We start from the raw sequence: 9836 nt of genomic DNA on the forward strand, positions 1-9836 counted from the left end.
GACCCGAAGAAGGCGGTGGTCGCCCTGAAATGGGCGGTGCGCGAGATGGAGGAGCGCTACAAGAAGATGTCGAAGCTCGGTGTGCGCAACATCGACGGCTTCAATGTCCGCGTGGCGGAGGCAGCCGCGGCCGGAGAGGTGATCACCCGTACGGTGCAGACCGGCTTCGACCGCCATACCGGCGAGGCGATCTACGAGGAAGAGGCGATGGCGCTCGAGCCCTTGCCCTATATCGTGGTGATCGTCGACGAGATGGCCGATCTGATGATGGTCGCCGGCAAGGAGATCGAGGGCACGATCCAGCGCCTCGCCCAGATGGCGCGCGCGGCCGGCATCCATGTCGTGCTGGCGACGCAGCGTCCCTCGGTCGACGTCATCACCGGCACGATCAAGGCGAACTTCCCGACGAGGATCTCCTTCCAGGTCACCTCGAAGATCGATAGCCGCACCATTTTGGGCGAGATGGGCGCCGAGCAGCTGCTCGGCCAGGGCGACATGCTCTACATGGCCGGCGGCGGGCGGATCACCCGCGTGCACGGCCCCTTCGTCTCGGATGCCGAGGTCGAGAAGGTGGTCGCGCATCTGAAGACGCAAGGCCGCCCGGACTATCTCGACGCCGTCCTCGCCGAGGAGGAGGAGGGTGCCGGGGCCGAGGAGGACGGCGCCGTCTTCGACAAGACCGGCATGGGCCAGGCCGAGAGCGAGGATCCATACGACCAGGCGGTCGCCGTCGTGCTGCGCGACAAGAAGGCCTCGACCTCCTACATCCAGCGCCGCCTGCAGATCGGCTACAACCGCGCGGCCTCGATCATGGAGCGCATGGAGAACGAGGGCATCGTCGGCCCCGCAAACCACGCAGGTAAACGCGAAATCCTGGTGGAAAGCCTGCCCGAGCGCGAGGGCTAGCTCTCGCGGCCTTCCCGCAGCGCCTCGGCGAGGAAGCTGCTGAGCGCGCGAGCCGCGGCGCCGGGGCGTCCCGGGGCGAGATGCAGCGCGATCTCGGAAGCGGGCAGGGCGGGAAGCCCGTGCTCGGTGCCGAGCAGGCGCAGGCCGGGCCGTGCGGTGCCGGCCTTGACCACGGTCAGCGCGGCGCCAGCCGCCGCCATCGCCTCGACGGCGCCGATGCTGGAGCTGGAGAACAGGATGCGCCAGCCGAGCCCGGCCTCGTTCAGCGCCTCCAGCGCCCATTCGCGATACATGTTCGGCGCCTTCAACAAGGCGAGCGGCAGCGGGCCGGCGAGCGAGAGATCATGCCGGTCGGAGGCCGCCCAGGCGGTGCGCTCGGTGCGCAGCACCTCGCCGCGCCCGTCGCCGGCGCGCTGGGTGGCGAGTACGAGGTCGAACTCCTCGCCAAGCGCATTCATCAGATCGCGGGTGAAGCCGGTGGTGACCTCGAGCTCGACCTCCGTATGCGAGCGGGCGAAGCGGGCGAGGGTTTCGGGCAGGACGATGGTGGCGTAGTCGTCCATCACGGCAAGACGGACGCGTCCCGACACGCCCTGTGCCCTGACCACGTCGAGCGCCTCGTCATGCAGTGCGACGATGCGGCGGGCATAGCCGAGGAAATCCTCGCCGGCGCGGGTCAGCAGCACCTCCTGCGGCGAGCGCCGCAGCAGGGTCTGGCCGGCGATCTCCTCGAGCCGGCGCACTTGCGTCGAGATGGTCGACTGCGTCCGTGACAGGGCGGCGGCGGCACGGGTGAAGGAGCGCAATTCGGCGATGGTGACGAAGGAGCGCAGCAGGTCGATGTCGATGTTGCGGAGCGCCGTCACACCATTCCCTTTTCCAGCCCTCATCCTGCTTCGCGCCCGCAGCATGGACCGCGCCGATGGTCAAAATCGAATAATTCAATTTTGGCTGGTCAGGCGCGGTCGCTAGCCTTAGTCCCAAACTCTCTGTTTGAGCGTATGGGCGAAGAGGTCAAGCATGCCGAGGTTGAGATCCGCCACCACCACCCATGGCCGCAACATGGCCGGCGCCCGTGGGCTCTGGCGCGCCACCGGCATGAAGGATTCGGATTTCGGCAAGCCGATCATCGCGGTGGTGAACTCGTTCACCCAGTTCGTGCCGGGCCATGTGCATCTGAAAGATCTCGGCCAGCTCGTCGCGCGCGAGATCGAGAAGGCCGGTGGCGTCGCCAAGGAATTCAATACCATCGCGGTCGATGATGGCATCGCCATGGGCCATGACGGCATGCTCTATTCGCTGCCCTCGCGTGAGCTGATCGCCGACAGCGTCGAGTACATGGTCAACGCCCATTGTGCCGACGCCATGGTCTGCATCTCGAACTGCGACAAGATCACGCCAGGCATGCTGATGGCGGCGATGCGCCTCAACATCCCGACCGTCTTCGTCTCGGGCGGCCCGATGGAGGCCGGCAAGTTCATCGCCGAGGGCGTGCTGAAGAAGGTCGATCTGGTCGATGCCATGGTCGCGGCCGCCGACAGCAACCTCAGCGACAGCGAAGTCGAGGTGATCGAGCGCTCGGCCTGCCCGACCTGCGGCTCCTGCTCGGGCATGTTCACCGCGAATTCGATGAACTGCCTGACCGAGGCGCTCGGCCTCGCACTCCCGGGCAATGGCTCGACGCTGGCGACCCATGCCGACCGCAAGCGCCTCTTCGTCGAGGCCGGCCATCTGATCGTCGACATCGCCAAGCGCTGGTACGAGCAGGACGACGCCTCGGTGCTGCCGCGCAATGTCGCGAGCTTCAAGGCCTTCGAGAACGCGATGACGCTCGACATCTCGATGGGTGGCTCGACCAACACGGTGCTGCACCTGCTGGCAGCGGCGCATGAGGCCGAGATCGACTTCACCATGGCCGATATCGACCGGCTGTCGCGCAATGTCCCGGTGCTCTGCAAGGTCGCGCCCTCGGTCGCCAATGTCCATATGGAGGACGTGCACCGCGCCGGCGGCATCATGGCGATCCTCGGCGAGCTCGATCGCGCCGGGCTGATCGACACCTCGCTGCCGACCGTGCATGCCGCGACGATGGCCGAGGCGCTCGAGCGCTGGGACATCAGGCAGACCGCCAGCGAGGCGGTGAAGAGCTTCTACAGCGCCGCGCCGGGCGGCGTGCCGACGCAGACCGCCTTCAGCCAGGACCGGCGTTATGCCGAACTCGATCTCGACCGCGAAGGCGGCGTTATCCGCGACAAGGCGCATGCCCATTCGCAGGATGGCGGTCTTGCCGTGCTCTACGGCAACATCGCGCTCGATGGCTGCATCGTGAAGACGGCGGGCGTCGACGCCTCGATCCTGACTTTCTCGGGCGCCGCGGTGATCTTCGAGAGCCAGGATGCGGCGGTCGAGGGCATCCTCAACAACAAGGTCAAACCCGGCGAGATCGTGCTGATCCGCTATGAGGGGCCGCGCGGCGGGCCGGGCATGCAGGAAATGCTCTATCCGACGAGCTATCTGAAGTCGAAAGGGCTCGGAAAGGCCTGCGCTCTGGTCACCGACGGGCGCTTCTCGGGCGGCTCCTCCGGCCTCTCCATCGGCCATGTCTCGCCGGAAGCGGCGGAAGGGGGCGCGATCGGCCTGGTCGAGGGCGGCGACGTCATCGAGATCGACATCCCGAACCGCAGCATCAACCTGAAGATCTCCGACGAGGAGCTGGCGCGCCGCCGTGCCGCGATGGAGGCCAAGGGCAGGGATGCCTGGAAGCCGGCGGCGCCGCGCAAGCGCAAGATCTCGACCGCGCTGAAGGCCTATGCGGCGCTGGCGACCAGCGCGGCGAAGGGGGCGGTCCGCGCCATCGACTGAGCGCGTCGCCCGGGCTTTTTCCGGTCATCCCGGGCGAGCGCAGCCCGACCCAGGATCCATGCCGGAGCCTGTTCCGGCGAAGTTCAGGCTGGGATCCCGGCTCTGCGCCGCCTCGCGGCGCCGGCCGGGATGAGCCACCAGGAAGCGGTGCCGAAATCGCCCGCTTGCCTTCCGCGCGGCGCTCGGCCACCTAAGAGGCATGCACCGCCGTCTCGTCTTCGAGGAACCGGTTTCGCGTGCGGCGATCTGGAGCCGCCGGCTGGCTCTGTTCGGTCTGACGGTCGTCGTGCTCGCGGTGCTGATCTTCCGCTTCGGGCAGCCTTCGGTGGAAAGGCTGGCGCCGATCGCCGGAGCCTATGTCTTCGTCCTGCTGGCCCTGCTGCTGTCGCTCGCCGCCTTCGTGCGGATCTGGCAGGACGGGCATCGCGGCATCGGCATCGCCGCCTTCGCCTTCATGCTCAGCCTGCTCCTGCTGCTGCCGGTGGCCTATGCCGGATTCCAGCTCGCGACCCTGCCGCTGCTCAGCGACGTCTCGACCGATATCGAGGAGCCGCCGGCCTTCAGCCGCTCGCGCGTCGCGCTCGCGGCACGCCAGGGGCTGGTGCCGCCGGACGTGCCGGCCGAGCGGCGCAAGGCGCAGCGCCAAGGCTATCCGCGCGCTTTGCCGATCGTGCTCGAGCTGCCGGCCGAGGTCGCCTATGACATCGCCCGCAAAGCCTCCGTCAATCTCGGCTGGCGGGTGCTGGAGGGCGCGGCGCCGGGTGGGCGCAGCGGCGCGGGGCGGCTCGATGCGGTGGCGCATTCGCGCGTGCTGCGCCTGGTCGATGATATCACCATCCGGATCCGGCCGCGCGCCGATGGCAGCCGGATCGACATCCGTTCAGCCTCGCGGCTCGGCGGTTTCGATTTCGGCGGCAATGCCAGGCGCATCGCCGCCTTCGAGGAGGAGGTGAAGCTGCTGGTGGAGTTGCGCTGAGGCTCCGCTCTCAAGCCAATTGGTAGCGGCTCGCCAGCGCGGGCAGGGCGTCGTCGCAGAGCACGATGCCGCGCGCGACCAGATCCTCGAGCTGTGCGAGGACCGAGAGCGAGGCGGCGCCATGCAGCGCCGGTGCCAGATCCAGATAGATCATCGGCACCATGGCCGAGATCGTCTCGTCGCCGGCCCGCAGCCGGTTGAGAATCGCCGCTTCGCGCTGGCGCCGGTGCTGCACCAGCCCGCGCAGGAAACGCTGCGGCTCGCGCACCGGCCCGCCATGGCCCGGCCAGTAGAGGCGATGGTCCGCGCCGCGCAGCTTCTCGATCGAGGCCATATAGGCGACCATCGAGCCGTCGGGCGGCGCGACGATCGAGGTCGACCAGGCCATGACATGGTCGCCGGAGAACAGCGTCTCCTCCTCGTCGAGGGCGAAGGCGAGATGGTTGGCGGTGTGGCCGGGCGTCTCGACCGCGCGCAGGCTCCAGCCCTGGCCGGAAACGGCGTCGCCATCGCCCATCACCAGATCCGGCGCGTAGTCTCTGTCGGCTGCGGCGTCGAGCGGGTTGATCTCGCCGAGCGCGAGCTCGCGGGCGGGGCGGTGCGGGCTGCAACCGACGATCGCGGCGCCGGTCGCGGCCTTGATGGCGCGGCTCGCCGGAGAATGGTCGCGATGGGTGTGGGTGATGACGATCTGCTCGACGCTCTCGCCCGCGACTGCCGCGAGCAGGCTGGCGACATGGGCGGGGTCGTCGGGGCCGGGGTCGATGATCGCGACCTTGCCGTGGCCGATTATGTAGCTGCAGGTGCCGGTGAAGGTCATCGGCCCGCCATTGCCGGCGACGATGCGGCGGACCAGCGGCGAAAGCTGCACCACAGTACCAGAGCTCAGCGCCTCGCGGTCGAAGGTGAGCGGCTCGGCCATCTCGTTGCCCGTCCTCTGTTCGCGGCTCTGGTTCATGACTGCATCCGGGGCCGGCCGGCCTGTGCCGCGCGCGGCCGTTCTAGAGCATCATGCCGAGAAGTGGAAACCGCTTTTCGGGCGAATCGGACGCTTTCACAAAGAGATAGATCGCCAATCGGCATCCACCGGCAGGCTCGGAGGTCCGGCCGCCGGGGCGCAGGGCGCCATGCATCGGCGGCACCCTCGCCGAGGGGATGTCGGCGAGCTCAGCCGCCGGGCTTGCTGTCGGTGCAGACCTTCTTCACCGGCTGGAGGAACATGTCGAGCTCCAGCAGCTTACCGCAACGGTCGCAGCCGGCGAGCGTAAGCGCCAGGCCGAGGATTGCAGCGATTCGAACGATGCGCGTCATTGCCGGCCCTGCTCCGCTTGCCGGGACATAGCCTAGCGAAAGCCGGTCGGGGGCGCCAAGGGGCGAAAGTGCTGGAGCCGGCGCAATCTGCAGTCGAGAAATGCCGGGCCGATTTCTGTGCCCACAGGCTACTCGCCCCTCGCGATCCTATCCGTCCTCGTGATCGCTGATCGCGTCGCTTTCGGGCACGGCGCCGGGGCGACGCGGCCGGCACGGAACGGGAGGTGACGGCGAGCGCCCCGAGCGAATGGCCGCCGATCTGTCGGGCGGCCATTCGCTCGCTGGCCTGATCGGCAAAAAAAGAAAGGGCGCCCTGAGGCGCCCTCTTAACCAGTTGATTTAACTGGAAATTTTGGTCGGAGTGGCAGGATTTGAACCTGCGACCCCCTCGTCCCGAACGAGGTGCTCTACCAGGCTGAGCCACACTCCGATCAACTGGTGGCCGGCTTATAGCCAGCCGCTTGATGCTGCGCAACAGGCAACCGACAGGAAAACGCAAACTTCTGCAGAAAGCTGCGATGGCGCCTGTCAGGGCCAAGACATCTTGTGATCGACGCCGATCCGATATTGCGCGCTTCGCTGCTGCGCTCTAGAAGGCAAGCCGCATTGGGGCGTCGCCAAGTGGTAAGGCAGCGGTTTTTGGTACCGCCATTCGGAGGTTCGAATCCTCCCGCCCCAGCCACCTAGTCTCGCGATCCGAGACTTTCGCCCGGTATCAAAAATTCTGCCACAGTGTCGAGGGTTAGCGGCGATCTCGGCCCCACAGAGACCGTGACGGTCTGCGAGGCGGCGGTTTGCGGGGCTATTCTCGCCCCGGTCTGCGTCCCCCACTTCCGTGATTCCGCGGTCATCGGGCAGCACCGTCTGTAGACTGGTTCGACTGTGCCTCGACCTGGCGCTACTCCCGCGACAAAAAGCTCGCCGCAGATCACCACGACGAGCTTCCCAATCGGTGCTGGTGTTGGCGAGCTCAGCCGATCAGGAGCCTCTGCTCCTGCCGAGCCCAAGTATGCGGCAGTGCGGCTGTGAGCTGCCGGATCGTGAGATCTGCCGGCGCCGAACCGTCGGCGATGGCTCGGATCACATTCGGCGAGAGACAGGCGAGCGGCAGAAGCTTGCGAACATTGCGCTCGCCCATGTTCTCGCGAAGCGCGATGGCGTCGGTCGAGATCATTTTGCCCTCGACGAGCTCGTTCATCCAGCGACGCGCCTTGGCGATGGCGATCAACAAAGCTTCAGCCGCATTGTGATCGAGACGCTGCTGCTGCGCCGGTTCATGGACGACGCCCTTCCTTCGCCCTTGGGACTGCCAGGCGAACGGGACCGAGAACGGCGCAGGTTCAGGGGCGGTGTCCGTCGGTCGCATCAGGATCGTTATCCTATCGTGATGCAGCGTAACGCGGTCTATGTCGGTGACATCTTGATCGGCGACCGCCTCCCGGAGCACCGCCTCGATCTCCGGCGCCGAGACGCGCGAGATCGAGCCGGCGCCGGCGCGATCGTGCTGGAGCAGCGCTCGCGAAACATAGTAGCGATAGCGCACACCGTTCTTGCAACTATGGCTCGGGCTCATCCGGTTGCCGGCATCGTCAAACAATACCCCGGCGAGGATCGCGACGCGGCTGCCGGCGATGCGGCGTCGGTTGACGGCGGCACCCTTGATGCGTGACTGCACGGCTTCGAACAGCTCGCGCTCGACGAGCGCCGGGTGCTCGCCCTTGTGAACCTGTCCCTTCCAGACGATCTCGCCGAGATAGAAGCGGTTCTTCAGCATGGCGGCGATGGGACCTGGCCCAAAGCGAAAGCCCTTGCGGGTTCGCACGCCATCGGCAGCGAGCTGCTCGACCACGGCGCGGACCGAGCCGCGATCGCGATAGAGCTCAAAGATGCGGCGCACGAGCGCGGCCTCAGCATCATCGACGCGGAGCAGCTTTTTCTCACTGCGATAGCCGAGGGGAACGGGGCCGCCGACCCACAGACCTTTCTGCTTGGATGCCGAGATCTTGTCACGCACACGCTCGCCGATGACCTCGCGCTCGAACTGGGCAAAGGAGAGCAGCACGTTGAGCGTCAGCCGCCCCATCGAGCTTGTCGTGTTGAAGCTCTGGGTCACCGAAACGAAGGAGACGCCATGCTCGTCGAAGAGTTCGACCAGCTTGGCGAAATCGGCGAGCGAGCGGGTCAGACGATCGACCTTGTAGACGACGATGATGTCGATGCCGCCTTGCTTTACCGCGTCGAGAAGCTGTTGCAGGGCAGGGCGCACCAGCGAAGCTCCTGACAAGCCGCCATCGTCGTAGCATTCGGGTAGCAGCCGCCAGCCCTCATGCGCCTGGCTCTTCACATAAGCCTCGCAGGCCTCACGCTGGGCGTGCAGCGAGTTGAAGGCCAGGTCGAGGTTATGTTCGGTCGATTTGCGCGTATAGATCGCGCAGCGCTGAGGTTTCATCGGAGCATCACGCATGAGCGTCTGCCTTCGTGGCCGAGGAGCGGTTCGATCGCAGTCCGAAGAAGCGTGGCCCGTTCCAGCTGGTCCCGGTGATCCGCTTGGCGATGATCGACAGGCTCTTGAAAGTCTCGGCGTTCCAGAGATACCCACCCGGCACGATGACGACCTCGTGCATCGTACCTTCGTGCTCCCGGACCAGCACCGTTCCAGACTTCAGCCGACGCCCCGGCGGCAGTCCCTGGACGAGGCGATCGAGCCTGACGCGGAGCTCGCGATCGAGAGCGCCGAGCCGCCGCTCCTGGATGCGATGAGCAAGGAGACGCGCGATCAGGTCGCGCGACAGGCTCTCGGGACCAGGGCGCTGATAGAACCGTCGAAACTGCGCCTGGAGTTCCACGATGCTCGCCGACTGCAGCACCGCGAGTTCGTGTGCGAGGCTCCGATCAGGAGCCTCGCCCTTGCTGTGCACTTGCGCTGCGATCTTACGCGGCATCGACGCGGCTCCGGTAGACTGAGCTAGGCGCATCGGAGCCACGCTGCAGCTCGATCTGGAAGCCTCGCTTGCGCAGACCGGTCAGCGCCGCCCGGGTCGTATGTGGCAGCCAGCCAGTCACCTCGGTAAGCTTGGTAAGCGAGGCACCCGCCGGCTCTTCGAGCAGCCCGAGCACAATGCCGAGCTTGGTATTCGCCTTCGGTCGGAGGCGCGCATTGTCGACTGGATGAGCTGCCGCCTCGCTGGCTGCCGACGTAGCTGGTGCGTCTAAAGCGTCGTCGGCGGGCACACGGCAATCAGAAGGATTCGAGGCCAGCACTTTGCGGGTGTTGCGGCCGTGGTTCTTGGTCTCACGGGGCTTCGGGGACATTGGCGATCTCCTGGAGGGGCAAGACGGGATCAGCCCCGTCACCAGCGCGACCCTGCCTGGCGCTACAGCCGGCAGGGACCCTCAGGATATCTGGCGCGCCAGGCGCCGCTCACACCGACACCAATGCTCGAAGCCACCCGCTAAGTCCAGTCCCATCCCTGATGACGGCTTGAACTGATGGGGTGGATGCCCCCTCCGTCCGGCATCGTAAGGTGCCAGCGAGCGCCATCGGGGCGCGTTCGAAGGAGGAGCGCATGTCCGACGTCCATGCTCTGACGATCGATCTCGCCAAGCGAAGCTTCCAGGTCTGCGGGACGGCTCTAGCACTACTTTGGCAGATTTTTAGGACGGCTGGCGTTTTTGGGATTCCCGGGGCGCGGTTTGCGTGATTCATGGGTGGTCGGCTTATGGAGGGCCGGCCATGGAAGAGAGCTGGAAGTCCGACCTCGAGCGCTGGCTTGCGCCGTTT

9 protein-coding genes and 2 tRNA genes are annotated in these 9836 nt (G+C 66.5%); 4 read left to right on the plus strand and 7 right to left on the minus strand.

The window, feature by feature from the left end; translation table 11 throughout:
• Nucleotides 1-906 (plus strand): FtsK/SpoIIIE domain-containing protein (locus tag J0J10_RS00590; protein WP_291644408.1); only part of this gene is annotated, 906 nt, incomplete at its 5' end.
• On the opposite strand, the gene J0J10_RS00595 is transcribed toward J0J10_RS00590, so the two are convergent.
• Nucleotides 903-1772 (minus strand): LysR substrate-binding domain-containing protein, encoded by an 870-nt coding sequence (locus tag J0J10_RS00595; RefSeq protein WP_291644409.1) that lies wholly within the window; start codon nt 1770-1772, stop codon nt 903-905. The two genes, J0J10_RS00590 and J0J10_RS00595, sit on opposite strands and share 4 nt — an antisense overlap.
• A gap of 154 nt (nt 1773-1926) precedes the next feature.
• On the opposite strand from J0J10_RS00595, the gene ilvD reads away from it, so the two are divergent.
• Together ilvD and J0J10_RS00605 are read left to right on the plus strand one after the other, a co-directional pair.
• Nucleotides 1927-3768 (plus strand): dihydroxy-acid dehydratase, encoded by a 1842-nt coding sequence (gene ilvD / locus J0J10_RS00600; RefSeq protein ID WP_291644410.1) that lies wholly within the window; start codon nt 1927-1929, stop codon nt 3766-3768.
• 199 nt (nt 3769-3967) lie between these two features.
• A complete protein-coding gene (locus tag J0J10_RS00605) occupies nt 3968-4744 on the plus strand; it encodes a DUF1499 domain-containing protein (RefSeq protein ID WP_291644412.1) in 777 nt (258 codons plus the stop codon).
• Nucleotides 4745-4754: 10 nt separating this feature from the next.
• Here the strand turns inward: J0J10_RS00605 and J0J10_RS00610 are convergent, their stop codons facing one another.
• The 3 genes from J0J10_RS00610 to J0J10_RS00620 all read right to left on the minus strand — a co-directional run bounded on the left by J0J10_RS00610 (nt 4755) and on the right by J0J10_RS00620 (nt 6485).
• Nucleotides 4755-5702 (minus strand): MBL fold metallo-hydrolase, encoded by a 948-nt coding sequence (locus J0J10_RS00610; protein WP_291644414.1) that lies wholly within the window; start codon nt 5700-5702, stop codon nt 4755-4757.
• 209 nt (nt 5703-5911) lie between these two features.
• Nucleotides 5912-6055 (minus strand): hypothetical protein, encoded by a 144-nt coding sequence (locus tag J0J10_RS00615; RefSeq protein ID WP_291644416.1) that lies wholly within the window; start codon nt 6053-6055, stop codon nt 5912-5914.
• A gap of 353 nt (nt 6056-6408) precedes the next feature.
• A tRNA-Pro gene (locus J0J10_RS00620) sits at nt 6409-6485 on the minus strand.
• Between the two features lie 177 nt (nt 6486-6662).
• Between J0J10_RS00620 and J0J10_RS00625 the strand changes: the two genes are divergently transcribed.
• Nucleotides 6663-6737 (plus strand) — tRNA-Gln (locus J0J10_RS00625).
• Nucleotides 6738-7025: 288 nt separating this feature from the next.
• On the opposite strand, the gene J0J10_RS00630 is transcribed toward J0J10_RS00625, so the two are convergent.
• Genes J0J10_RS00630 through J0J10_RS00640 form a run of 3 tightly spaced genes read right to left on the minus strand, consistent with a single transcriptional unit; the run spans nt 7026 to nt 9367 of the window.
• Entirely contained in the window at nt 7026-8504 is a 1479-nt protein-coding gene (locus J0J10_RS00630) for a recombinase family protein (RefSeq protein ID WP_291644418.1), read from the minus strand.
• 7 nt (nt 8505-8511) lie between these two features.
• Nucleotides 8512-8997, minus strand: coding sequence for a DUF2924 domain-containing protein (locus J0J10_RS00635; RefSeq protein ID WP_291644420.1), 486 nt, complete (start codon nt 8995-8997; stop codon nt 8512-8514).
• A complete protein-coding gene (locus J0J10_RS00640) occupies nt 8987-9367 on the minus strand; it encodes a DUF3489 domain-containing protein (RefSeq protein ID WP_291644423.1) in 381 nt (126 codons plus the stop codon). The genes J0J10_RS00635 and J0J10_RS00640 overlap by 11 nt, the downstream gene beginning before the upstream one ends.
• Nucleotides 9368-9836 lie beyond the last annotated feature (469 nt).

The sequence above is a fragment of the Allobosea sp. genome (assembly GCF_017308075.1).
Taxonomy (GTDB): Bacteria; Pseudomonadota; Alphaproteobacteria; order Rhizobiales; family Beijerinckiaceae; genus Allobosea.

Excerpts from the sequence above, each read along its gene's own strand:
- J0J10_RS00635 (WP_291644420.1), bottom strand. The coding sequence starts at position 8,997 with ATGCCGCGTAAGATCGCAGCGCAAGTGCACAGCAAGGGCGAGGCTCCT.
- J0J10_RS00630 (WP_291644418.1), bottom strand. The coding sequence starts at position 8,504 with ATGAAACCTCAGCGCTGCGCGATCTATACGCGCAAATCGACCGAACAT.
- ilvD (WP_291644410.1), top strand. The coding sequence starts at position 1,927 with ATGCCGAGGTTGAGATCCGCCACCACCACCCATGGCCGCAACATGGCC.
- J0J10_RS00610 (WP_291644414.1), bottom strand. The coding sequence starts at position 5,702 with ATGAACCAGAGCCGCGAACAGAGGACGGGCAACGAGATGGCCGAGCCG.
- J0J10_RS00640 (WP_291644423.1), bottom strand. The coding sequence starts at position 9,367 with ATGTCCCCGAAGCCCCGTGAGACCAAGAACCACGGCCGCAACACCCGC.
- J0J10_RS00605 (WP_291644412.1), top strand. The coding sequence starts at position 3,968 with ATGCACCGCCGTCTCGTCTTCGAGGAACCGGTTTCGCGTGCGGCGATC.
- J0J10_RS00615 (WP_291644416.1), bottom strand. The coding sequence starts at position 6,055 with ATGACGCGCATCGTTCGAATCGCTGCAATCCTCGGCCTGGCGCTTACG.